Consider the following 23,713-nt stretch of genomic DNA (forward strand, 5'->3'; position numbering starts at 1 on the left):
AATTTCAATTTTTAATCTGGTGCCAGTCGATAGCAGAAGTATGCTATGACGGCGAAAATCATATTGGGAATCCATGCTGCCAGGAGAGCAGGCATGCCGGCATTGATAGCAAAGGTGGCGCTGATGGTCTGCAAGAGGATATACGAGAACGACAGAGCCAGGCCGATGCCGAGAGAGAGTCCCATGCCGCCCTTGCGCTTGCGGGCAGAGAGGGAGGCACCTATCAAGGTGAGGATAAAGGATGCAAACGAGGTGGCTATGCGCTTGTGGTACTCCACCTCATACTGTATCACATTCTGCGAGCCGCGCTCCTGCTGCTTGGAGATATAGCGTTTCAGTTCGGGCGAGGTGAACGTCTCCTGCTGGTCGGTATTGAATATCAGGTCCATCGGCTCCATCATAATCATCGTGTCGATCTCCGTGCCCGTCTGAATCTTCTCGCGCAGTCCCTTCAGCGTACGAATCTTGTAGTTCAAGGCCTTCCAATGGTATCGGGAATCGGAGATGGTGTCATACTGAATCACGTTGGCCGTCATATGACTCACCAGTTTCTTGTCCTCGAAATGGTCGAGCGAGAAGCCATAGCCGCGGCGGGTGGTATTGTCGTATTGCTGCAGATAGGCAATCACATTGGGTGCCACCTGCAACTGCACATTACTGGCTGAGGTGACACGGCGCTTGTTCTTATACTGCGTCTCGAAATTCAGTCGCACCACGTTGCCATGGGGAATGACGTAGGCGCCCAGGTAGAAGTTGACGGCGGCAATAATAGCAGCAGAGAACATGTAGGGGCGCAACAAGCGCTTGAAACTGGCACCTGCCGAGAGCATGGCGATGATCTCGGAATTGCCGGCCAACTTTGACGTGAAGAAGATGACGGCAATAAAGACAAACAGGGGCGAGAAGAGGTTGGCAAAGTATGGCACGAAGTTGGCATAGTAGTCGAAAACGATAGCCGTCCAAGGTGCGTGATACGTGGCAAACTTGTTTAAGTTCTCGTTGAAGTCGAATACTATACTAATACTGATTATCAGTATGATAGAATAGATATAAGTACCTATGAACTTACTGATAATATAGCGATCCAGTCGCGGAAAGATACGTGCCAATAGATTCTTCATATTCTGCGACCTAAATCATTAATGACTGAACGTTTCCACTGGGTGAAGTCACCCTGCTCAATATGCTGACGGGCATCGGTAACCAGTCGGAGATAGAACGCCAGGTTATGGATACTGGCTATCTGCAGGGCCAGCAGTTCCTGAGCCTTGAAGAGGTGGTGCAGGTAGGCCTTGGTGTGCAGACGGTCGATGTCGCAACCGTCGGGATCGATAGGCGAGAAGTCCTGTTCCCACTTCTTGTTGCGCAGGTTCATCGTGCCCTGATAGGTGAAGAGCATGGCGTTACGGCCATTACGGGTAGGCATCACGCAGTCGAACATATCCACACCGCGCTCAATGGCTTCCAGGATATTCTGGGGTGTGCCCACGCCCATCAGATAGCGGGGACGGTCCTTGGGCAGGATCTCGTTGACCACCTCAATCATCTCGTACATCACCTCGGTAGGTTCGCCAACGGCCAGTCCGCCAATAGAGGCGCCACCACCATCGTTGAGCATACCCAGACGGTCGACCACATGTTTGGCGGCATCCTGTCTGAGGTCCTTATACTTACAGCCCTGAACGATGGGGAAGAGGGTCTGGCGATGACCATAGAGCGGTTCGGTCTCGTTGAAACGCTTGATACAACGGTCGAGCCAGCGCTGGGTCAGTCCCAGGGAGTTCTTGGCATACTGATAGTCGCTCTCGCCCGGAGGACACTCATCGAGCGCCATCATGATATCGGCACCGATGATACGCTCGGTATCCATCACATTCTCAGGGGTGAAGATATGCTTGGAACCGTCGATATGACTACGGAACTCGCATCCCTCCTCGCGCAACTTTCGGATACCGGTCAGGGAGAAGACCTGGAAACCACCCGAGTCGGTCAGGATAGGACGGTCCCATGTGTTGAACTTATGCAGGCCACCGGCCTTACGCAGGGTGTCGAGACCCGGGCGCAGATACAGGTGGTAGGTGTTGCCCAGGATGATCTGTGCCTTCACCTGTTCACGGAGTTCAGAGAAATGAACACCCTTCACGCTACCACAGGTACCAACGGGCATGAAGATTGGCGTCTTGATCTGTCCGTGGTCAGTGGTGATAATGCCTGCGCGGGCACTACTGTATGGGTCTGTATGTTGCAGTTCGAATGTCATTTGCTCTTGTCTTTATCTTTTTCCTCTTCAATCTCAAACTTCAGAGGGTTGTCCACAATCTCGTCGGAGAGTGCGAAATTCCACACGTCCTGTACGTTCTCTACATAGTGGAACTGTACGCCCTTCAGGTACATCTCAGGAATCTCGAGGATATCCTTCTCGTTCTCCTGGCACATCACGATATCGGTAATACCGGCACGCTTGGCGGCCAGGATCTTCTCCTTGATACCACCCACGGGGAGTACCTTGCCGCGAAGGGTTATCTCGCCGGTCATCGCCGTGTTCTTGCGGACCTTACGCTGGGTCAGCGCAGAGGCGATAGAGGTGGCGATGGTGATACCAGCCGAAGGACCATCCTTGGGCGTGGCACCCTCGGGCACGTGGATATGGATGTTCCAGTTATCAAAGATACGATAGTCGATACCCAGCTTGTCGGCATGGGCCTTGACATACTCGAGCGCCAGCACGGCCGACTCCTTCATCACGTCGCCCAGGTTACCAGTCAGCGTCAGCTTGGAACCCTTACCCTTTGAGAGCGAGGTCTCGATGAAGAGAATCTCGCCACCTACGCTGGTCCAGGCCAGTCCTGTGACCACACCGGCATACTCGTTGCCCTGGTAGATATCGCGGTAGAAGGGTGGTTTGCCCAACAGATCCTCCAATGACTCGGGGGTAATCTTCCAGTTCACGAGACTGTCTTCCACCTGACGTTTATAAGCCAGTTTGCGCATGGCTTTGTTGATCTGCTTCTCCAACTGGCGCACGCCGCTCTCGCGAGTGTACTGCTCGATGATCTTCTCGATGGTGGCCTTGCTGAACTTAGGTTTCTCCGACAGGGTCTTCAAACCGGTATTGTCCAGTTCACGGGGAATCAGATGGCGCTTGGCAATCTCAATCTTCTCCTCAGTGATATATCCGCTCACCTCGATAATCTCCATACGGTCGAGCAGTGGACGGGGAATCGTTGAGAGGTTGTTGGCGGTGGCGATGAACATCACCTTCGACAGGTCATAGTCCACATCCAGATAGTTATCATGGAAAGCCGTGTTCTGCTCGGGGTCGAGTACTTCGAGGAGGGCAGAAGAGGGGTCGCCATTGATGGTGTTCTGTGTCACCTTGTCGATCTCGTCGAGAATGAAGACGGGGTTGCTGGAACCGGCCTTCTGAATGCTCTTGATGATACGGCCGGGCATGGCACCGATATAGGTGCGACGGTGGCCACGGATCTCGGCCTCATCGTGCAGACCGCCCAGCGATACGCGCACATACTTGCGCTTCATGGCCTCGGCAATAGACTTTCCAAGAGAGGTCTTACCAACTCCCGGAGGGCCATAGAGACAGAGGATAGGACTCTTCAGGTCGCCACGCAGGGAGAGTACGGCCATATATTCCAGGATGCGCTCCTTCACCTTCTCCATGCCGTAGTGGTCGTGGTCCAGGATCTTCTGGGCACGCTGCAGGTTCAGGTCGTCCTTGGTATATTCACCCCAAGGCAGCGATACAAACGTCTGCAGATAGTTCAACTGCACGTTGAAATCAGGGCTCTGGGGCTGGAAGTTGTCCAGCTTGTCGGCCTCTTTGTAGAAAATGCGTGCTATCTCGTCAGGCCATTTCTTGTTCCTGGCCTTACGTAAAAGTTCTGCTTTCTCTGGCTGCTGCTGGTTGCCCATCTCGGCCTGCAGGTTCTTGATCTGCTGCTGGAGGAAGTAGTTTTTCTGCTGCTCGTCGATATCCTCGCGGGTTTTGTTGCGGATGTCGGTCTTCAACTTCTGCAGGTTGATCTCGCGGTTCAGGGCCTTCATGGCGCCAAAGAGGCGCTCCTTGACGGTCTCCACGCCAAGCAACTTGATTTTCTCCTGGATAGTGAAAGGCATATTGGCGCAGACGAAACTCAGCATCATCTCGTCGTTGTGGATGTTGCGGATGGCAAAAGTAGCCTCATCGCTCATCTCGTCAACCATCGAGATATATTCCTCGGCCATGCGGCGCAGGTCGTCAACGGCAGTCTTCCACTCGCGGTCGTGCTTGTCGGGATGCAGGTCTGGCATAGGGGTCACTTCTCCTTTGAGGAAAGGCTTCTCCTTGGTCAGTCTGTCCAGATGGAAACGGCTCTGGGCCTGCACGATGACGGTGGTGTTGCCACCAGGCAGGGTGAACTGCTTCACAATCTTTGCAGATACGCCATATTCATACAGGTCGTCATAGGTGGGCACCTCAATATCCGGATCACGCTGGCACACCACACCGATGACCTCGCCATTCTTCTCGGCCTGACGAGCCAGTTTCATGCTTGAAGCACGTCCAAGCAGGATGGGCCATACGACACCAGGGAATAAAACGATATTTCTAACGGGAAGTATAGGTAATTCCGAAGGCATTTCGGTGTTTATCATGTCTGTAAAATCACCTTCAATATCGGCTATCATCGAGATAGACTTATTGCTAAACTGATTGTCACTCATCTTAATTTTAAACTCCATAATTCGTTTGCAAAGGTACGAATTAAAATTGATATTTTAAGTAAGGATGGTGGATAATTAACAAAAAATGTATAACTTTGTGCCCTAAATATGGCAAACGACTATTTTAAGTTCAAAAAATTTACTGTTTTCCAAGGGAAATGTGCGATGAAAGTGGGTACGGACGGTACGCTGCTTGGAGCATGGGCGGATGGTGGCCGGCGGATTCTGGATATCGGTACTGGAACGGGACTGATAGCCATCATGATGGCACAGCGTTTTCCGGATGCCCAGGTAACGGGGATTGACATCGTACCGTCGGCCGTAGAACAGGCCCGCGAGAATGTCATGGCGTCGCCGTTTGTCGACAGGATCACTATCCTGGAAGCGGATGTGTGCCAGTTTGAGGGACAATACGACTGTATCGTATCTAATCCGCCTTTCTTTGAACAGTCGCTGACGTGTCCTGACAACTTGCGCTCGCAGGCACGTCACGACACAAGTCTGTCGTATGCCAGCTTGTTTAAGGCCGTCAAATCACTCCTGACAGAACGGGGGATCTTCTCTCTTGTAGTGCCTTACGATTATAGAAACAGGGTATTTGAGGAGGCTGCCATGAATGGTTTCTTCCTGCACAGAGAATGGTCGGTCCAGACAACGCCTCGCAAGCAGCCAAAGCGTCTTCTCTTAACTTTTGCTCTTCATAGTTGTGAGTCGATAGACACAGGAGTTGGTCTTATAGAAGACGCTCCCGGCCTACGCTCTTCATGGTACGCAGATTTAACTGCTCCTTTCTACCTCCATTAAATCAGAGGTGGTTCACCACAACGGCTGCAATCACCATGATGGCTGCAATCACGCAGAGGATTCTGAATGCCCATTTTGCAATCAGTTTTTTCATGCGGATGGAGTTCAGCGCTTCTCTTTTGAAACGTGTTGCATCATCTTCCTTATGATGGTGGTGATGATGGTGGTGATGTTCATTGCTGTTTTCTGACATGATATTTAATATTTAATAATTGCTACGTTTGAGTGAAGGCCACTTTCTACGGGAGCCCACTCGTCGTATGTTGTTTTCTTGTAATTGATATCCACGACATTGATCTCTTCCATCTTGCGCCATTTCACGCCCTTCTTGTCGAGGTCGCTGATACGGTTGGCGGGCAGATTGGTCACCTCAATACGAATCAGGTTGTCGCCCTCTTTCAGCACGTTGCTGCAGTTGAGCACATAGGGCACACTCCAGGCGCAACCAACAAACTGATTGTTGATATAGACGCGAGCCGACTCACGAACATCGCCCAAATCGATGGTCCATGCATGGGCATCTGCAAGGTCCTTTTTCTTGAGGTTGAGATGCGTGGTATAAACACCGGTACCCATCGTGACGCGTGTCTTCTCGTCCAGGGTCTCCCATGTCTGGAGTTTGTCCAGTTGGTAGGTCTTTCCTACGGCAGGTGCCTCGTCAACGAACGAGAGTGTCCATTTGCCGTTCAGGTCGTAGGTCTTCACTGGTACTTTAGCTTCATCCTCCAGACGGGGCACTTGTTGGAAGTGGCTTTTCTTGTTGAAGGTCTGCAGAATCATGGATTCACCACTACGCAGACTGATGAGAATCTGACGGCCATCCTGTCTGGCGGCATAACGTTCGCCGTTGAGCGGATTGAACCAAATGGCTTCTTCGTAATCTACTGGTAATGAGACGTATTCACAGACATCCTTTGGACTCAGGTTGGCGATGAAATAATGGTAACCGTTGGCATTCTTGCGTCGGATAGCTTTCAGGCCCAGCTGGGTCTTCATGGCTTCTGCCTTCGCCGCTTTGCCCATCTCTTTCTCGTTGATGCCATAGATGATATGGGCACCCTGAGCCTTGAGCTGTTCGATGTGCTGTCTGACGTTCTCGGGCATCTTTCCGCTGCCGGGGATAATCAGTCCCTTATAGCTTGTGCCGCCCTGCGTGATGAGTTGTCCGTTCTCACACCTGGTATCCATCAGCAGTCGTTCTGAGATATAGTCACAGTCATACCCGGCCTTGTCGATAGCCAGGATACTCTTGATGAAATCGGGAGCCAGTTTGCCCATGGCATGAATAGAAAACTGCATCAGGAGTTTGCCCGTATTTTTCTGCCACATATCACGTACGGGCAGATAAACGAGGAAGTCGTTATCGGGTTGTCCCATCTGCAGAAAACTCTGACAGCGAGACACATAGTCCATGAAGTAGGGGGCATCGCGCCAGATACTGTTTGTAGGACTCATGTCGATGGAGGCGTAAAACTTCCACCCTGGCCACTCGTCGTTCTTGGGTGAGTAGCAGGTGCCGTGGAAGAACATATGGTTGACGCCTGCACAGAACATCAGGTCGATGTCGGGCTTGAGTTGCGACAACGATGTGCGGAAATGTTCCGTGAGCCAGGTGAAGGTCTCGCTGGAGGTGTAGGGCTTGCCACAGATATGTGCAGCCGACGGTGCATATTTCAACATTGAGAAATCGGAGTCGTTCTTGCGCGTCTTACCCTTGTCCTGACGCAGGCCCTTGATACCAAACTCACTCAGGCCGAAGCCTTCTATCTCAGGGATATCCACCGCAGCATAGCAGTCGATGAGGTTGGCAGGAGAACCGTGGGCCTGATTGCGCGTGATAGCCCCATGCTTGTGGGCCCATGCCGTCCATTGGTTGGTGAAATTCTCGAGCAACAGGTCACCCAGTGTTTCGCGATAGTCGCTCAGCACCTTGGGTTCATAGGCTATCAGTTCCGGCAGATGTTCCTCCAGTTTGTAGCCGCGACGTTTCTCGAATTCTTGCAGGAGCGTTGGCGTCCAAGTGGCATCTGCCACCTCGTAGGAGTCGTTGAAGAAGGTGTGAGGGTAGGGCGTCTTCGTACGTTCGAAGGCTTCCTCGATATGCTTCAGGTAATTGGCCACGGCTGTCTTGTCGAAATGGTCGATGACCAATCCCTCACCGCCAGGCGCAGCTCGTTTTACGCGCATCACGCCGTATTTGATATACACAGCCACCAACTTGGCCTGTTGCGATGTGCGATAGGTCAGGTTGCTGCCGGTAACTTGCTGGGTGACGTCACGAGCCTGTCCGTTTTCATAGAGCATCACCTTTTCCAGGAAGGCGTTCTTGGCGTCTTTCTCGGATGGCGACAAGTCGATTGTGCCCGTTCCGTTGATGTCTTTTTCTACGAAGACCACCCGGCAAGCCGACTCTTTCAAGGGTACCCACGGACCACCGAAAGGCCATCCCGTACCGGTCGTCATATCCACCTCAATACCGTTGCGCTCTGCCTGCGTCATCGTATAGCGCAGCATGCTCATCCATTTGTCAGAGAGGTAGGGGATATTATTCTGCTGATTACCCTGAACACCGTAGAGTGGGGTTATCTCGATGGCTCCGATGCCATGTTTGCCATATTCAGAGAGATTCCATTTGAGGTTCTCCTGGTCGACGGCAGATCCTAGCCACCACCAGCGTGTGCCAGGCTTGGCCTCTGGTGTGACCGTAGGCCACGACTGTGCATTGATGGTCAGCGCCAGTGAGGCCAGGGCGATAGAAGAAACAATTCTTTTCATATCCTTAATTGCCGTCAGGTTTTACATTTTCAGAAATACGTGATGGTGCCCATTTGAAGGTCTTCCAGTCATCAGGCTGCGCAGGGTTGAAGTCCTGCCAGTCGGCACGCAGGTACTGCACAACAGGCAGGTTCAGCTGCTTCATACCCATCACCACACACTTGGCCACCTCGTAGGCACCATAAGGGTTGAAGTGGGTATTGTCTGCCAGTTCGCGTCCGTACATCTCCTTGGGATAATGTACCAGCGCGCGTTTTGAGTCCTCGTAGCCCAATGTCTCGAAGAATGTCTTCGTCAGACTGTTCAGGTCTATCAGGGGCACATTCTCCTTCTCGGCTACCATCTTCATGGCTGCGGGGAAGTCGCCGTGCGTATTCATCAGCGTCTTCTTGTCATCATTGAAGGCTCGGCGTTGTGTGGGGGTGCAGAACACAATGTCTGCGCCCTTCTTGCGTACCTGGTCAACGAATATCTTCAGTTGATACTGGTAGTGGTACCAGGCACCGTCGCCGGGCTTCTTTTCTTTCTCGTCATTATGACCGAACTCCACGAAGACATAGTCGCCTTTCTTGAGTGTGGTCAGGATTTTGTCCAGACGATTCGAGGCGATAAACGTGCGTGCGGTGAGTCCGCTTTCCGCGTGGTTGCTGATAGCGACCTCAGGACCGAACCAGCGGGTAATCATCTGTCCCCATGAGGCCCAGGGCTCGTAGTTCTGGTCCACAACGGTAGAATTGCCGCAGAGGTAGATGGTGGGCACGTCTGCCTTCTCAATGTGAATATGTTTTACCGCAGGCATGTCGCCATTGAACTCCAGCGTCAGTTTGTCGTCCCAGGTGAAATATGCCTTCTCGCGGTCCTTAATCTTTACGCGGTTCTTCTCGTCAATCAGCGGTGTGCGCTTGTTGACTGTGAAAGACACTTCCTGCGTGTCCTTGGCCCTCTTGGTGGTGATGTTGTCCATCATCAGCCGGCGACCTTCAGCACGTACTGTAGTGTTTGAATTTTTCTTACCACCCAGCACCACTTTTACCAGGTAATTGCCATCAGGTACCTTCACGCTGAAATAGAAAGGTTCCGCAGGCTTCTTCTTGTCGGGTGCAGGCAGTACGTCGTAACCGTATCCCTGTGAATCGCTATACACAGGCTGCTGCTTTGTCATGTCAAAGTCATATGTCTGGGCATTTAAAGCCACAGGCATCAGGGTCATCAAGACCAGAATAGTTTTACGCATAAAGTAGTTGTTTATTTGATTGAATTATTTTAGACGTTGCAAAATTACATTTTTTTTTCCGATATGCCAAATTATTCAATGAATTTCGTGTAAATAGGCTATTTGCTATGGCTCTTTTTGCATGAACGACATGATTCTTTAACTGAAATCATAGTCCATTTCGTAATGATCGAAGGCCAATCCTTCGGTATTGTCAAATGATGTCTTGCTGCTGACGGGGTGACAGTTTGTTCTCTCCATGATGATAACGGTAATAGGGGCCGTTACCCCAACTGAAGTAGCTCTTCACCCTCCGACGCGCTTCTGCCTTCTGATAATTTGGCACGTTGTTATAGATATTACTGAAGCCCCATGCTTTCTTCATCAGTTCCGTTTCGCTGTAGCGCTGACATTGAAGGGAAACAGCAGATACAAGAAATTGTACTTTATAATCTTGATGTCATAACACGGCTTGGATAGCAAGGGAAATATTGTAAAAAAAACTTTCCATCAAAATTGAATGGAAAGTTTTTTATTTAGAAGAACGAATGAGAATCGAGGGGTGTTATTCGCTAAACATCTCCTTTAAGATATCTTGTTTAATATCAGTTGGTATGTTTTTTGTCTTGCAGCAGTCAACGATGTATTTTACCGTCTTGTCAGAGAGAGGGGCTCTTTTCCATACGTCCAGATGATTCTGCCATCTTCCTTTAAAGGTGTTCTTGTCTGTGAGATTTAAACCGTCATTGGTAGCTTTTCGGCCCATTTCAGAATACCAACCGTCTTTGAAAGTGTATTCACCATATTCTTGTGGTGTGATTTCCAGACCGATTAACACCCTGCCCTTCATTCTTAATGAGATTCCGGCAGCAGCATATTCGCCCTTGGGGCCGTAATACTTGAACTGGCGGTAGCCCTGTTTCAGACCAAAGGCAATGGTCTTCCCGTTATCATAAAGCATAGAATCCATCATCCATGCACCAACGAGTTCTTTTTCGGACACTTTTTCTTGAGCATCCACTTGCATAGCACTGATAAGCGCTACAGCCATCAAAATGATTAATTTTTTCATAAGTTTTGGTTGTTTTGTTTAGTAATTATTTTGTATGTTGTATTGCCTCTTTCATGTCTGTCAGGCATTTCTTTATCATGGGGTCTGTTAGCATGGAGTCTTTGTGGCTTACGTTGCCCTTCATGACAGCTTCTGACAGTTCATTGGTAAACGATACAAATGGATTCTTTGCGTTAGGGGCTGTCACCTTCAACTCACCAAGGGGAAATTCGTATTTCATGTCACACTGCAAAAATGCCTTTTTCTTTCCACAACTGACGACATCCAACCACATGCTTTTCAAATCCTGTGCCTGTCTATCGGTAATGGGCATGGAATATGTCTTTACTTTAATCCCTTTACACTTCTTGGGATGCTTGCGCAGATCTGATAAGAATCTATTTTTGTCAATTCTCTTTTTCTTAAACAGGGCTTTGAACGTGACTTGCCAGATGTTCTTCTTGGCTTCCTTGTAGATGAGGGCATGAGCAATGGAGTCATAATATAATATCCACTCATTTGCTTGCGAATGTTCACAACTCATACCAAATGCCATATTCTTAGGCTTCAAAAGTCGTGCTTTTTCTTTGTAGTAGAATGCTATTCGCTGATGCTTTTTCTGCCAAGCCTCCGATGCACTGTCCGTATGGATAGATAATTGCTCTGCAAGTCTTTTCCCATCCTCGTAGTTCGTTATGGAAACGAGGTTGCCAACAGAATCTAACCCTACAAAAACTACTTCGGCAAGCCTGTTAGTTTCATGCTGCTTGATGGGTTGTTCTTGTGACTTTTTGCTTTCGTCTTTTACATCATCTGATTCTAGTACGACACGCTCTGCCACATGGAGAACAACCTCTTTGTCCGTATTCTTTTCTTCTCGTTGGCCTTGTAAGGTGATTTTCGGATGACGAACATCCGTCTTTTGTACAATCTTTTCCCCTTCGCTTTTTCTCGTTTCTTCCTCTGCCTTTGCTGTAATTTGCTTTTCCGTTTTAGAGATAGCCTTCTGACCTGCATCTGCCTGCAATTGACGAGGCTCCTTAGAATTGGGTGCAAAAAGGAAGAATCCAGTTAAAAGCAAAACTGAGGCAGCAATAGCGACACTCCAAAAGAGAGGTTTCCTCGACCTTGGCTTTTTGCCTATCACTTCGCGTTCGAATTTTGTCCACTTTGCATCGATGTCGATGGGTTGGCAGGACAGTTTTCTGCGACTGCTGCGTTTCGCCTCTACCATTAAACGATATACCTCACGAGTGTCATCATCACAGTTGATGATGTCGTGGATCTCCTCTTTGGAGTATGCTGCGGGGTTATCTAGCATCTCGAGAAGTTTGCGGATATTGTCATTACTAGTTTCCATTGCAATTGTCGTTTAACGATATAACTTTGAACGAATTTTCAGAATGCTCTGTTGCAGATACTTGTAGACCGTGTTCTGGTTCATATTGAGACGCAGAGCGATTTCCTTCAGGGTTAGATCCTCGTCAAAGCGCAGACGAAAGATGCTGTGGTGGGGTTCCTCAAGGCTATCAATGTATGATTGAATAGTTTCCAACTGCTCTGATAATTTGTCTGTAGGCTGCAAGTCGGTTGTCTCGTCCACAGGGTATAAGTTTTCTATTTGTTTGCGGAGAGAGGTCCTTCGGATGATGTTTAAACAGCCGTGATGTACGGAGGTCATCAGGTAGGCTCTAATTTTATCTTCTGATGGTATGATGTCCCGTTTCATCAGTTGTACAAATACATCCTGAACAATGTCTTCAGCTTCTTTGTCTTCGCCCAACAATGTCCTGGCCAAGTAATACATGTCGCTGTAGTACTTGCGGAATAGTTGTTCAAGAATCTCTTTTTCAAGCATGTCAGTCATTGTTGCTTAATATCAGATTGTTTTTATCTATAAGACAATCTAAGCTCATCTTTTTTTACGGAAACTCAATTTATTTTGAAAAATATGATTTCTGATTGCAAAGGTACGAAAAATTTTGGAGATGATTGCTTTTCCTTTCTTTTTGTTTGGTGGCTTCGAAAATTATCCGTAACTTTGCGAAGAATATGAAAGACGTAAATATTAATAAGGTATTAGAGAAACTGAACATCGATTCGCTGAATGCGATGCAGCAGGAATCACAAGAATGCATGTTGAGAGGACGCAATGACGTGGTGGTCCTCTCGCCAACAGGTTCTGGTAAGACGCTGGCCTATCTGCTTCCCCTTGTACAGATGCTTGATGCTGAGAGTGATGAGGTGCAGGCGCTGGTTGTGGTGCCAGGTCGTGAACTGGCTATGCAGTCAAATGCTGTGCTTAAGAGTATGGGCACGGGTATCCGCTCGCAGGCCTGCTATGGCGGACGTGCTGCTATGGATGAGCATCGCGTGCTGAAGCAGAATCGTCCTCATGTGGTATTTGGTACACCAGGTCGATTGAACGACCACTTGGATAAAGGAAACATAGATTCTTACCATATTAAATATATAATAATAGACGAGTTCGACAAATGTCTGGAGATGGGATTTCTGAATGAAATGTCGCGACTGGTGGGGAAACTCACGAATCTGCAGCGTCGTTTTCTGCTCTCTGCAACTGATGCGGAACAGATTCCGCAGTTTGTAGAGATGCGTCGCACAGACCGCTTGGATTATCTCATAGATGATGAGCCTATAAATGATAGGGTAGAGGTCTTTCGTGTAGATAGTCCTGAGAAGGACAAACTGGCAACCCTTTCACGTCTGCTCCTAACATTGGGGGACACCCAGAGCATCGTATTCCTTAACTATCGAGACTCCGTGGAGCGTACTGACGAGTATCTGCGCAAGCAGGGATTCGTGACCAGTGCTTTTCATGGTGGATTAGAACAGCGCCAGCGTGAAGATGCCTTGTACAAATTCTCTAATGGCTCTTCCACGGTTTTGGTATCCACAGACTTAGCCTCTCGCGGTCTTGATATTCCCCATATCGATAATATCATTCATTACCATTTGCCTAACACTGAGGATGCACTCGTACATCGCGTGGGACGTACAGCCCGTTGGGACCAGTTGGGTAAAACATTCTTTTTGATAGGACCAGAGGAACATCTGCCTGAGTTCGTAGAAGCCGAACCATTCTCTGTAGATGAGATAGACAATAATGTCCCCATACCACGCCCGCGTATGGCCACATTATATATAGGTAAAGGTAAGAAGGACAAGATATCGAAAGGCGATATTGTGGGCTATCTCTGCAAGAAAGGTGGACTGGAGCCTTCTGATATAGGAAAAATAGACGTCAACGACCGTTATGCCTATGCTGCCGTCAGTTGTAAAATGGTACAACAAGTGCTTCGACTGACACGTGGCGAGAAAATCAAGGGAATACGTACAGTCGTAGAACTAGTGAGATAGAATTTGTCACTTTCAGATTGCAAAATGTTACGAAATATACCCTTTTACATTATTTTTTGCTAAAATATTTGCCCAATTCAAATAAAAAGTGTAATTTCGCACCCAAATTTCGAAACCATTATAAAACCTATTAGTAAATTATGAAGAAGTACAACTTTAATGCAGGTCCATCAATGCTTCCCCGTGAGGTCATTGAGGCAACCGCCAAACAGTGTCTCGATTTCAACGGTTCTGGTCTTTCTCTGATGGAAATCAGTCACCGTGCAAAGGATTTTCAGCCTGTAGTAGACGAGGCTGTAGCACTTGTTAAGGAACTCCTTGACGTTCCTGAGGGTTATTCAGTAATCTTCCTTGGTGGTGGTGCATCCCTGGAGTTCTGCATGATTCCTTTCAACTTCCTGGTTAAGAAAGCTGCTTACCTGAACACTGGTGTTTGGGCAAAGAAGGCTATGAAGGAAGCAAAGCTTTTCGGTGAAGTAGTAGAAGTGGCTTCTTCTGCAGATGCTAACTATACCTTCATTCCCAAGGACTTCGCTGTTCCTGCTGATGCTGACTACCTGCACATCACAACCAACAATACAATCTATGGTACTGAGCTCCGTAAGGACCTCGATGTTAACGTACCTCTGATTGCCGATATGTCATCTGACTTCATGAGCCGTCCTGTTGACGTAAGCAAGTACAACGCTATCTATGCTGGTGCCCAGAAGAACCTGTCAATGGCTGGTGTGACTATCGTTATCGTGAAGGACGACGCTCTGGGTAAGGCTCCCCGTGAGATTCCTACCATGCTCGACTATCGCACACACGTATCTAAGGGTTCTATGTTCAATACTCCTCCTGTGGTGCCCATCTACTGCGCTCTTGAGAACCTGCGCTGGGTTAAGAAGCAGGGTGGCGTAGAGGCTATGGACAAGTTGGCTAAGCAGCGTGCCGAGATCGTTTACGGTGAGATTGACCGCAACAAGTTGTTCGTAGGTACCGCTAAGGAAGAGGACCGCTCTCTGATGAACCTCTGCTTCGTGATGGCTCCCGAGTACAAGGAGCTGGAGAAGGAATTCCTCGACTTCGCCGTATCAAAGGGTATGGTTGGCGTAAAGGGTCACCGCGACGTAGGTGGTTTCCGCGCTTCTTGCTACAACGCACAGACCATCGAAGGCTGCAACGCTCTCGTAGCTTGCATGAAGGAGTTCGAGGCTAAACATTAATGATTAAATATTAAAGATTAAACATTCTTGGCGGAGCCAAGCGGCAAAGCCGAGCGAAAGATTAAACATTAAATCTTTATGAAAGTATTAGTTGCAACAGAGAAACCTTTCGCAGCAGCTGCTGTGAATGGTATCAAGGCAGAGATTGAAGCAGCAGGTAATGAACTGGCCCTGCTGGAGAAATATACAGAGAAAGCACAGTTGCTTGACGCAGTAAAGGATGCTGATGCGCTGATTATCCGTAGTGATAAGGTTGACGCAGAAGTACTGGATGCTGCCAAGCAGTTGAAGATTGTGGTACGTGCCGGTGCAGGTTATGATAACATCGACCTTGCTGCAGCTACTGCTCACAATGTGGTGGCCGAGAATACTCCTGGTCAGAATGCCAACGCTGTGGCTGAGCTCGTATTCGGTCTGCTGGTTTTCGCCGTTCGTAATTTCTACAACGGAAAGGCCGGTACAGAGTTGATGGGTAAGAAACTGGGTATCCTGGCATTCGGTAACGTTGGTCGCAACGTGGCTCGTATTGCCAAGGGCTTTGGTATGGATGTTTATGCTTACGATGCTTTCTGCCCCGCAGAGGTTATCGAGAAGGCTGGTGTTCATGCTGTTGCTAATCAGGAGGCTCTGTTCGAGACTTGCGATGTTGTGTCACTCCATATCCCCGCTACTCCTGAGACCAAGCAGAGCATCAACTATGCACTTGTTGGTAAGATGAAGAAGGGTGGTATCCTGGTGAATACTGCTCGTAAGGAGGTTATCAATGAGCCTGAGTTGCTGAAGCTGATGGCTGAGCGTGAGGACCTGAAGTTCGTTACAGACATTATGCCTGATGCTAATGCTGACTTCCAGAAATTCGAGGGTCGCTATTTCTCTACTCCTAAGAAGATGGGTGCTCAGACAGCTGAAGCTAATACCAATGCCGGTATTGCTGCTGCCAAGCAGATCAATGCCTTCTTCAAGGATGGTGACACTAAATTCCAGGTGAACAAATAATAACTAAATTAATAAATCTTTTTCAAGGGGCATCCGAGTCTTGTATTTGGGTGCCCCCTTTTTTACGGAACAAACGTCTTTTCATGAAGAAATACTTCTTTCTTTTCTCTTTGATGTTCTGCACACTACAGTTGGTTGCAGCTACTCCTCAGGATACACCCAATAAGGCACGTCAGGAATTTGAAAAAATATATAACATGGTGTTTGGACCGCAAGGTTCCACGTTGCGCTATGATGTTAATATCATTGGTATCTACAAGACTCATGGCACTATTTGGTATAAGGGCAACAAACAATGCTTCTCTGATGAACGTGTCAATACGTGGAACGATGGTGTGACGGCCTACATGGTGTTTAAGAAGAAGAAGACCATTGAGATTCATGATGCAAAATCTGATAAGAAAGATAAATATTCGGGAAAGTTCAAATTCTCACTTGATGACTTCAGGTATTCTATGAAGAATAGCGGTGAGGATATCATCTTTACGCTGAAACAGCAGAAGGGTGCAAAGGGTACAGTGAAAGAGGTCCGTGCGCAAGTAGATGCAAAGACCTATACACCAAAGAGTCTGAAACTGAAGGTGGCATTCTTCTGGGTAAAGATAAAAATCAGTAATTTCCGTTCTGGTGGTGTGCCCGATGCCCAGTTTGTTTTTCCTGCCGATCGTTATAAAGAAGGGTATAAGTACGTAGATAAACGTAACGATTAACCTCTATGATTCCGGTGGTGTCCATGAGCGTTTCTGGTTCAAACAAACATCACATTGTCCACAGTCCTCCGTATTCGTCTCACCGAAATATCTGAGCAGCATCCTGCTACGACAGATATTTCCGCTGTTGGCATATTCCAGCATCTTTTCTATTCGTTCGGCAAAGCGTATTTTCAAATCGTCGTAGATAGACTTGGAAATAACCAGTCGCTCAGACTCTTCACGTCGCTGGGTGTAACGGATAAAGGGAATATGCTTCTGGGGAATGAAATCCAGGATATGCTTCTGGGTGAGTGCGCGCAGAGTCATGTACACCTGTGGTTGCGTGAGACCACATTGCTCTGCTATCACACCCTCGTCGATATACTGATATCCCTGGAACAGACCTGTATAGTTTCTGAGTAATGCCACGATGACAGCATCTTCCTGTGGTTCATTGCCACGTAGCTTGTACAGATCGTCGCGCTCTACGCTGAACATCACGCGTGCCTGCATGTCGTCCTCTTCCTTGAAATCAATATAGCCGGCACGTGTCAGGATATTGAGGGCTGAAACTGTAGGTATGGGGAAATGTTTGTAGATCCTGCAGAACCGTTCCAAGGGGAATTCAAAACAAGCATTATATCCGGAGCCAACGCCTATCTGGTAGAAATAGGCCAGTTGGTCATATACCTGACGGATAAAATCCTTATCAGGGAATGTGTCAACAACACGACGCTGGAGCTTGGCCCTGTCGCTATTGTCATAGAGCAGTACGGCGTATGATTTCTTGCCATCGCGACCAGCACGTCCGGCCTCCTGGAAGTAAGCCTCCAGGCAGTCGGGGCAGTCGATATGTATCACCACACGTACATCGGGCTTGTCGATACCCATGCCAAAGGCATTCGTAGCTACCATGACACGTACCTTATCCTCTTGCCATGCTTTCTGACGCTGGTCTTTCTCCTGATTGTCCAATCCGGCATGATAGAATGTGGCGCTAATACCACTCGTGTTTAGGAGTTCAGCATATTCCTTTGTACGTTTTCTGCTTCTCACATAGACGATGGCCGACCCCTGTACGTGATTCAGAATATGAATGAGCTGGCCTGTTTTGTTGGATGTGTGACGTACAACGTAGGCGAGGTTCTTACGGGCGAAACTCATCTTATACACACACTTCTCACGGAAATGCAGACGTTCCTGTATGTCGTCGATGACCTCTGGCGTTGCCGTAGCAGTAAGGGCCAAGACGGGTGTGTCGGGCAGTTCCTTGCGAATATCTGCGATGGAGAGATAAGACGGACGGAAGTCGTAACCCCATTGGCTGATGCAATGGGCCTCGTCCACACAGATAAAGCTCACCTTCATGTGGCGCAACTTCTCTAAGAATAAAGAGGTGGATATGCGTTCGGGCGATATATACAGTATCTTCACACCACCAAACACCGCATTCTCAAGTGTCATGAGAATACTGTCGTGCTTCATGCCCGAATAGATGGCTGATGCCTGGATTCCACGACGGCGCAGATTGCTCACCTGATCCTTCATCAAGGCGATGAGCGGGGTAATGACAATACACACGCCCTCATGTGCTAATGCCGGTACCTGGAATGTGATGCTCTTGCCACCACCGGTGGGCATAAGTCCCAGTGTATCCTTGCCAGCACCAATGGACTCGATGATTTCCTTTTGAATGCCTCGGAAATCATCGTAGCCCCAGTATTTCTTCAATAATGATTGATAATTGACAATTGATAATTGACAATTATTTGGTGCGTTGTTCTCATTATCCATTATCAATCATTCATTATCCATTATCAGAGTCGCTTGGCTTGATATCTTCAATCTGTAATTGTACTTCGCCGCGTTTGTAGATATTTTCCTCTATGGTGTAGCAGATGTCGAACGAACGTTTCGACTTGATATAACGGGCTGCCTGACTCTGTCCGAAGGCAATGCCGTTCATGACGTTGCTGGAACGTGAATCCACCAGTTCAAGTTTGATATGTTCCTGCTGCTTGCCCACAACCTTTGATGTTCCATAGTCGTAAACGCCGCGCGTACAGAATAATGGTTTTGGATTCTCGGGGCCATAAGGAGCGAATTTCTTCAGGTCGTTGAGCAGTTTCTTGGTGATATCCTTGAAATCTACCTCTGCCTCAATATCGATGGAAGCTTCCGTTTGACGTGTACCGATATGTTCGCTGACATATTGCTGGAAACGGCGACGGAACTCTGGAATATTCTCAACACGCAAGGTCAGACCTACCGCATAGGTGTGACCACCGAAGTTCTCCAGCAAATCACGACAGCTCTTGATAGCGTCGTATACGTCGTAACCGGCTACGCTACGTGCTGAACCAGAGGCTATTCCGTCGTTGCATGAAAGTACGACTGTAGGTCGGAAATACATATCCGTCATGCGTGAAGCTACGATACCTACGACACCTTTCTTCCAGCCTTCGCCGTAAAGGACGATAGCAGACTGATGTTCCTGACTCTCCAGACGAGCTACAATTTGGTTGGCTTCTTCTGTCATCTGCTTGTCGATATCACGGCGCTGGTCGTTATACTCATTGATATGAATAGCCTCGGCCAATGCCTTCTGCATGTCTTTCTCTACAAGCAGGTCAACGGTCTCGGTACCATTCTGGACGCGTCCACTGGCATTGATACGAGGACCTATCTTGAAGATGATATCGCTCATGGTGAGCTCGCGTCCTGTCAGACCGCAAATCTCGATAATTGCTTTCAGGCCTACCGACGGATTCTGATTCAGTTGTTTCAGACCGTGGAAAGCCATGATGCGGTTCTCACCCGTTACAGGTACGATATCTGCTGCGATACTCACGGCACAGAAATCGAGTAGGGGAATGAGCTGGGAAAAGGGAATACCATTGTTCTTGGCAAAAGCCTGCATAAACTTAAAGCCTACGCCACACCCGCAGAGGTGCTTGAAAGGATAGGTGGAATCCTGACGCTTGGGATTCAGGATAGCCACGGCGCAAGGCAACTCGTCGTCGGGTACGTGGTGGTCGCAGATGATAAAGTCAATACCCAGCGATTTGGCATAAGCAATCTCATCGATAGCTTTGATGCCACAATCAAGCACGATAATCAGTTTGACACCTGTTTCTGCTGCATAGTCCAAACCTTTACGACTGATGCCGTAACCTTCCTCGTAGCGATCGGGTATGTAATACTCGATGTTAGAATAGAACTGCAACAGGAATTTATAGACCAATGCGACAGCTGTACAGCCATCCACATCATAGTCGCCATAAATCATGATGCGCTCTTTTCGCCCCATTGCATCGTTCAGTCGGTCAACGGCGACATCCATATCGTTCATCAGGAACGGGTCTATCAGTTCGTTGAGCATCGGCCTGAAGAATCGCTTGGCGGCACTCTCGGTCTTGATGCCGCGCTGGATAAGCAGTTCGGCCAGTATAGGGCTCATGCTTATCTTCTCGGCCAGTTCCTTAGCCTGCTGCTTGCGTTCGGGTGTTGGCGGTTCGTAATTCCATTTAAAATTCATTATATTGTATTTTTTTTATTTTCGCGCTTTAGGTGCAAAATTCGCCTATTACGGCAAATTAGCATACAAAGTTAGCGAAAAAAACTGAAATGCGTGTTCTTCTTCCAATAGTTTTAACGAATATTTAAACAGAAAGAAGCCCAGCTCTTTTCAGAACCGGGCTTCTGCTATGTTTGGATGTAGATGCGAATTACTCGCCCTTCTCCATCTGAGCCTTCAGATTAGCCAGAACGTCGAGGTCACCCAGAGTGGTGCTAGCTGCAACATTCTCAATCTTAGGAGCGTCGCTCTTCTTAGGAGCGGCAGCCTTACGTGTAGCACGCTTCTCCTCACGCTGTGCATCCTCGAATGTACGGCTGTGGCTGAGGATAATACGTTTGCTGTCCTTATTGAACTCGATCACCTTGAACTCCAGCTCCTCGCCCTGCTGAGCCTGTGAGCCGTCCTCCTTAACGAGGTGCTTAGGAGTAGCGAAGCCCTCAACGTTCTCCTCGAGAGAAACAACGGCGCCCTTCTCCAGAACCTCTGTGATCTTACCGGTGTGAACAGAACCTACAGTGTACTTCTCCTCGAAAGCGTCCCAAGGATTGTCCTCGAGCTGCTTGTGACCGAGAGAGAGACGACGGTTCTCCTTGTCGATATCGAGTACAACAACGTCGATCTGCTCGCCAACCTTTGTGAACTCAGAAGGATGCTTAACCTTCTTGGTCCAGCTCAGGTCGCTGATGTGGATCAGACCATCAACACCCTCCTCGAGCTCTACAAATACACCGAAGTTGGTGAAGTTGCGAACTTTAGCGGTGTGCTTGCTGCCAACGGGGTACTTAACCTCGATAGCCTCCCATGGGTCTTCCTTCAGCTGCTTGATACCCAGTGACATCTTGCGCTCCTCGCGATCCAGAGTCAGGATAACAGCCTCAACCTCGTCGCCAACCTTCAGGAACTCCTGAGCTGAGCGCAGGTGCTGGCTCCATGACATCTCAGAAACGTGGATCAGACCCTCAACACCGGGCTGAACCTCAACGAATGCACCGTAATCAGCGATAACAACAACCTTACCCTTGATGTGGTCACCAACCTTGAGGTTAGCGTCCAGAGCATCCCAAGGATGAGGAGTGAGCTGCTTCAGACCGAGAGCGATACGCTTCTTCTCCTCGTCGAAGTCGAGGATAACAACGTTGATCTTCTGGTCGAGCTCAACAACCTTCTTAGGATCGTCGATTCGGCCCCAAGACAGGTCTGTGATGTGAATCAGTCCGTCAACACCACCGAGGTCAACAAACACACCGTAAGAGGTGATGTTCTTGACAGTACCCTCGAGGATCTGACCCTTCTCCAGGCGAGAGATAATCTCCTGCTTCTGAGCCTCGAGCTCCTGCTCGATGAGGGCCTTGTGGCTTACAACTACGTTGCGGAACTCCTGGTTGATCTTCACGATCTTGAACTCCATAGTCTTGCCAACGAACTGGTCGTAGTCGCGTATGGGATGAACGTCGATCTGACTGCCGGGCAGGAAGGCCTCAATGCCAAATACGTCTACAATCATACCACCCTTTGTGCGGCACTTGATGTAGCCCTGTACAATCTCCTGTGCCTCGAGAGCCTCATTAACGCGGTCCCAAGCCTGGCTCAGGCGAGCCTTCTTGTGAGAAAGTACCAGCTGACCCTTCTTGTCCTCAGCGGTCTCCACATAGACTTCTACTACGTCACCCTCTTTCAGGTCGGGGTTGTAGCGGAACTCACCAGCGGGGATGATACCGTCGCTCTTGTAGCCAATGTTAACGACTACTTCCTTCTTGTCAACTGAGATGACCTTACCCTCAACTACCTGATGATCGGCAACTTTGTTCAGGGTCTCATCGTAAGCCTTGTCAAGCTCTTCCTTGCTGATGTTGGCTACGGTGCCATTTTCAAACTCGTCCCAGTTGAAGTCCTGCAACGGCTGAACGTTCTTTGTTAATTCTGACATAAATTTAATTGTCGCCCTTTAGTGGGCATTATTGTTTGTCTGAACAGACGTTTATCAGACAATTTTAATTGGTTAATATTATATAGGTGTCGGCGCCTGTTCCGGCTCCTATCGACCCAGTATGAGTCAAAATTGGGTGCAAAGGTACTCAAATTATTTGAAAATGAGACCATTGCACCCAATTATGCTTAAAAAATTAATTTTCTTTAACTGTATCGCTGTACGTATCGTTTGACTTTATTTTAACTCCCATCCGATAGCCGATGCACCAAGAACGGCAGCAGAGGCACCGTCAAGGCCGCTGACAAGGAACTGTGCCTTGCCGCGGAAAGGTTTCATGACATGTGCTTCGTAAGCTTCGCGAATAGGCTTCATAATGAGCTCTCCGGCTTTGGTCATGCCTCCAAAGAAGATGAAGGCCTCGGGTGATGAGAAGGCTGCGAAATCGGCACATGCCTCCCCCAGCATCTTTCCGGTGAAATCATATATTTCTTTAGCTAATTCGTCACCTTTCTCGGCAGCAATACTCACGTCAAGAGAAGTGATGCTTTCGGAGTCTAGTTCTCGTAGAAGTGATGGGCGATCGGTGTTTTGAAGCAGTTCACGAGCCGTACGTGCTACACCGGTTGCAGAACAATAAGTCTCCAGGCAGCCTGTACGTCCGCAGCCGCAGAGACGTCCCTCAGCACCACGCACCATGGTGACATGCCCCAGTTCTCCGGCAAATCCGTCGTGACCGTATACTACCTGTCCGTTGACCACGATACCTGAGCCGACGCCTGTACCCAATGTGATAACGATGAAGTCCTTCATGCCGCGAGCAACGCCGTAAACCATCTCGCCCATTGCTGCAGCATTGGCATCATTGGTCAGTCCTACGGGAATGCCTCCCAGTCGTTCTGAGAACATTTGTGCCAGGGGTACCACAGTGTCATGAGCCCATGGCAGGTTGGGGGCAAACTCGATGGTACCGTTATAATAGTTGCCATTGGGAGCTCCGATGCCCATAGCCTTGATTTTGTCAAGGCCGCCTACCTGTTCGATAACGGGAAGGAGAACCTCCATGCAGGCATCCACATAAGATTCCGGTGTGGTGTGGCCGCCGGTCTTGATGGCAGTTGTAGCCTTGATGTCTCCTCGGGCGTCGACAATACCGAAAACAGAATTAGTACCTCCTAGGTCAAGTCCGATGACATAGGGCTTTTGTATCATTTGTTCGTTCATTTCTGGTGTAAATTATCCTTGTGTTATATGAGTTTTCATGCAAAGGTAAGAAGATTACGGGTAAAAACAAGCGCCTTTAACTCCTTTTAACTGCCTACACTGCTTGTAGTGCCCAAAAAAGTAGTACCTTTGCAGACACT

The 23,713-nt window shown here is 48.6% G+C and carries 18 protein-coding genes and 1 pseudogene; 5 read left to right on the forward strand and 14 right to left on the reverse strand.

Annotated features, from left to right (window positions below; translation table 11 throughout):
• Nucleotides 1-11: 11 nt before the first annotated feature.
• The 3 genes from L6466_RS06680 to lon are packed head-to-tail and all read right to left on the reverse strand — an operon-like array spanning nucleotide 12 to nucleotide 4,740.
• Nucleotides 12-1,121: an LptF/LptG family permease gene (locus tag L6466_RS06680; RefSeq protein ID WP_091818618.1), complete on the reverse strand. Its 1,110-nt coding sequence runs from the start codon at nucleotides 1,119-1,121 to the stop codon at nucleotides 12-14.
• A complete protein-coding gene (tgt, locus tag L6466_RS06685; protein WP_091818619.1) occupies nucleotides 1,118-2,260 on the reverse strand; it encodes a tRNA guanosine(34) transglycosylase Tgt in 1,143 nt (380 codons plus the stop codon). The genes L6466_RS06680 and tgt overlap by 4 nt, the downstream gene beginning before the upstream one ends.
• The gene (gene lon, locus L6466_RS06690; protein WP_237792821.1) at nucleotides 2,257-4,740 is read right to left on the reverse strand and encodes an endopeptidase La; all 2,484 of its coding nucleotides are present in this window, start codon (nucleotides 4,738-4,740) and stop codon (nucleotides 2,257-2,259) included. Before lon ends, tgt begins: the two co-directional genes overlap by 4 nt.
• Nucleotides 4,741-4,830: 90 nt before the next feature.
• Between lon and L6466_RS06695 the strand changes: the two genes are divergently transcribed.
• Complete coding sequence (locus L6466_RS06695; RefSeq protein WP_237792820.1) at nucleotides 4,831-5,526, forward strand: tRNA1(Val) (adenine(37)-N6)-methyltransferase; 696 nt, start codon at nucleotides 4,831-4,833, stop codon at nucleotides 5,524-5,526.
• 1 nt (nucleotide 5,527) lies between these two features.
• Here the strand turns inward: L6466_RS06695 and L6466_RS06700 are convergent, their stop codons facing one another.
• The 7 genes and pseudogenes from L6466_RS06700 to L6466_RS06730 all read right to left on the reverse strand — a co-directional run bounded on the left by L6466_RS06700 (nucleotide 5,528) and on the right by L6466_RS06730 (nucleotide 12,432).
• Nucleotides 5,528-5,719: a hypothetical protein gene (locus L6466_RS06700; RefSeq protein WP_091818621.1), complete on the reverse strand. Its 192-nt coding sequence runs from the start codon at nucleotides 5,717-5,719 to the stop codon at nucleotides 5,528-5,530.
• Between the two features lie 5 nt (nucleotides 5,720-5,724).
• Nucleotides 5,725-8,301 carry a glycosyl hydrolase gene (locus tag L6466_RS06705; protein WP_237792819.1) on the reverse strand — a complete coding sequence of 859 codons (2,577 nt, stop codon included), beginning with the start codon at nucleotides 8,299-8,301 and terminating at the stop codon, nucleotides 5,725-5,727.
• Nucleotides 8,302-8,305: 4 nt separating this feature from the next.
• Complete coding sequence (locus L6466_RS06710) at nucleotides 8,306-9,535, reverse strand: rhamnogalacturonan acetylesterase (protein WP_091818623.1); 1,230 nt, start codon at nucleotides 9,533-9,535, stop codon at nucleotides 8,306-8,308.
• A 193-nt stretch (nucleotides 9,536-9,728) separates the two neighbouring features.
• Nucleotides 9,729-9,923: pseudogene (locus L6466_RS06715) on the reverse strand (DUF6078 family protein); the annotation flags it as partial.
• Nucleotides 9,924-10,079: 156 nt separating this feature from the next.
• Nucleotides 10,080-10,586, reverse strand: a complete 507-nt coding sequence (locus tag L6466_RS06720) for a hypothetical protein (protein WP_237792817.1) — start codon at nucleotides 10,584-10,586, stop codon at nucleotides 10,080-10,082.
• 25 nt (nucleotides 10,587-10,611) lie between these two features.
• Nucleotides 10,612-11,925 (reverse strand): hypothetical protein, encoded by a 1,314-nt coding sequence (locus L6466_RS06725; RefSeq protein ID WP_237803387.1) that lies wholly within the window; start codon nucleotides 11,923-11,925, stop codon nucleotides 10,612-10,614.
• A gap of 12 nt (nucleotides 11,926-11,937) precedes the next feature.
• The gene (locus L6466_RS06730) at nucleotides 11,938-12,432 is read right to left on the reverse strand and encodes an RNA polymerase sigma factor (protein WP_237792815.1); all 495 of its coding nucleotides are present in this window, start codon (nucleotides 12,430-12,432) and stop codon (nucleotides 11,938-11,940) included.
• A 185-nt stretch (nucleotides 12,433-12,617) separates the two neighbouring features.
• Between L6466_RS06730 and L6466_RS06735 the strand changes: the two genes are divergently transcribed.
• From L6466_RS06735 to L6466_RS06750, 4 genes are all read left to right on the forward strand, one after another.
• Nucleotides 12,618-13,946 carry a DEAD/DEAH box helicase gene (locus L6466_RS06735; protein WP_237792814.1) on the forward strand — a complete coding sequence of 443 codons (1,329 nt, stop codon included), beginning with the start codon at nucleotides 12,618-12,620 and terminating at the stop codon, nucleotides 13,944-13,946.
• A gap of 140 nt (nucleotides 13,947-14,086) precedes the next feature.
• Nucleotides 14,087-15,154, forward strand: coding sequence for a 3-phosphoserine/phosphohydroxythreonine transaminase (gene serC / locus L6466_RS06740; protein WP_237792813.1), 1,068 nt, complete (start codon nucleotides 14,087-14,089; stop codon nucleotides 15,152-15,154).
• Between the two features lie 78 nt (nucleotides 15,155-15,232).
• Nucleotides 15,233-16,150, forward strand: coding sequence for a 3-phosphoglycerate dehydrogenase (locus L6466_RS06745; RefSeq protein ID WP_091818625.1), 918 nt, complete (start codon nucleotides 15,233-15,235; stop codon nucleotides 16,148-16,150).
• Nucleotides 16,151-16,233: 83 nt separating this feature from the next.
• Entirely contained in the window at nucleotides 16,234-16,860 is a 627-nt protein-coding gene (locus tag L6466_RS06750) for a LolA-like protein (RefSeq protein ID WP_237792812.1), read from the forward strand.
• Nucleotides 16,861-16,863: 3 nt separating this feature from the next.
• On the opposite strand, the gene L6466_RS06755 is transcribed toward L6466_RS06750, so the two are convergent.
• The 4 genes from L6466_RS06755 to L6466_RS06770 form a co-directional block, all read right to left on the reverse strand.
• Entirely contained in the window at nucleotides 16,864-18,636 is a 1,773-nt protein-coding gene (locus L6466_RS06755; RefSeq protein ID WP_091854339.1) for a RecQ family ATP-dependent DNA helicase, read from the reverse strand.
• A gap of 13 nt (nucleotides 18,637-18,649) precedes the next feature.
• Complete coding sequence (gene recJ / locus L6466_RS06760) at nucleotides 18,650-20,380, reverse strand: single-stranded-DNA-specific exonuclease RecJ (RefSeq protein ID WP_091818628.1); 1,731 nt, start codon at nucleotides 20,378-20,380, stop codon at nucleotides 18,650-18,652.
• A gap of 190 nt (nucleotides 20,381-20,570) precedes the next feature.
• Nucleotides 20,571-22,349, reverse strand: a complete 1,779-nt coding sequence (gene rpsA / locus L6466_RS06765; RefSeq protein WP_091818629.1) for a 30S ribosomal protein S1 — start codon at nucleotides 22,347-22,349, stop codon at nucleotides 20,571-20,573.
• Between the two features lie 237 nt (nucleotides 22,350-22,586).
• On the reverse strand, nucleotides 22,587-23,573 hold the full coding sequence (locus L6466_RS06770) for an ROK family protein (RefSeq protein WP_237803386.1): 987 nt from the start codon (nucleotides 23,571-23,573) through the stop codon (nucleotides 22,587-22,589).
• Nucleotides 23,574-23,713 lie beyond the last annotated feature (140 nt).

The sequence above is a fragment of the Prevotella communis genome, from assembly GCF_022024175.1.
Classification (GTDB): Bacteria; Bacteroidota; Bacteroidia; order Bacteroidales; family Bacteroidaceae; genus Prevotella; species Prevotella communis.

Excerpts from the sequence above, each read along its gene's own strand:
- L6466_RS06735 (WP_237792814.1), top strand. The coding sequence starts at position 12,618 with ATGAAAGACGTAAATATTAATAAGGTATTAGAGAAACTGAACATCGAT.
- L6466_RS06680 (WP_091818618.1), bottom strand. The coding sequence starts at position 1,121 with ATGAAGAATCTATTGGCACGTATCTTTCCGCGACTGGATCGCTATATT.
- tgt (WP_091818619.1), bottom strand. The coding sequence starts at position 2,260 with ATGACATTCGAACTGCAACATACAGACCCATACAGTAGTGCCCGCGCA.
- L6466_RS06745 (WP_091818625.1), top strand. The coding sequence starts at position 15,233 with ATGAAAGTATTAGTTGCAACAGAGAAACCTTTCGCAGCAGCTGCTGTG.
- L6466_RS06720 (WP_237792817.1), bottom strand. The coding sequence starts at position 10,586 with ATGAAAAAATTAATCATTTTGATGGCTGTAGCGCTTATCAGTGCTATG.
- rpsA (WP_091818629.1), bottom strand. The coding sequence starts at position 22,349 with ATGTCAGAATTAACAAAGAACGTTCAGCCGTTGCAGGACTTCAACTGG.
- L6466_RS06725 (WP_237803387.1), bottom strand. The coding sequence starts at position 11,925 with ATGGAAACTAGTAATGACAATATCCGCAAACTTCTCGAGATGCTAGAT.
- L6466_RS06755 (WP_091854339.1), bottom strand. The coding sequence starts at position 18,636 with ATGGATAATGAGAACAACGCACCAAATAATTGTCAATTATCAATTGTC.
- lon (WP_237792821.1), bottom strand. The coding sequence starts at position 4,740 with ATGGAGTTTAAAATTAAGATGAGTGACAATCAGTTTAGCAATAAGTCT.
- recJ (WP_091818628.1), bottom strand. The coding sequence starts at position 20,380 with ATGAATTTTAAATGGAATTACGAACCGCCAACACCCGAACGCAAGCAG.
- serC (WP_237792813.1), top strand. The coding sequence starts at position 14,087 with ATGAAGAAGTACAACTTTAATGCAGGTCCATCAATGCTTCCCCGTGAG.
- L6466_RS06750 (WP_237792812.1), top strand. The coding sequence starts at position 16,234 with ATGAAGAAATACTTCTTTCTTTTCTCTTTGATGTTCTGCACACTACAG.
- L6466_RS06710 (WP_091818623.1), bottom strand. The coding sequence starts at position 9,535 with ATGCGTAAAACTATTCTGGTCTTGATGACCCTGATGCCTGTGGCTTTA.
- L6466_RS06695 (WP_237792820.1), top strand. The coding sequence starts at position 4,831 with ATGGCAAACGACTATTTTAAGTTCAAAAAATTTACTGTTTTCCAAGGG.
- L6466_RS06730 (WP_237792815.1), bottom strand. The coding sequence starts at position 12,432 with ATGACTGACATGCTTGAAAAAGAGATTCTTGAACAACTATTCCGCAAG.
- L6466_RS06700 (WP_091818621.1), bottom strand. The coding sequence starts at position 5,719 with ATGTCAGAAAACAGCAATGAACATCACCACCATCATCACCACCATCAT.
- L6466_RS06705 (WP_237792819.1), bottom strand. The coding sequence starts at position 8,301 with ATGAAAAGAATTGTTTCTTCTATCGCCCTGGCCTCACTGGCGCTGACC.
- L6466_RS06770 (WP_237803386.1), bottom strand. The coding sequence starts at position 23,573 with ATGAACGAACAAATGATACAAAAGCCCTATGTCATCGGACTTGACCTA.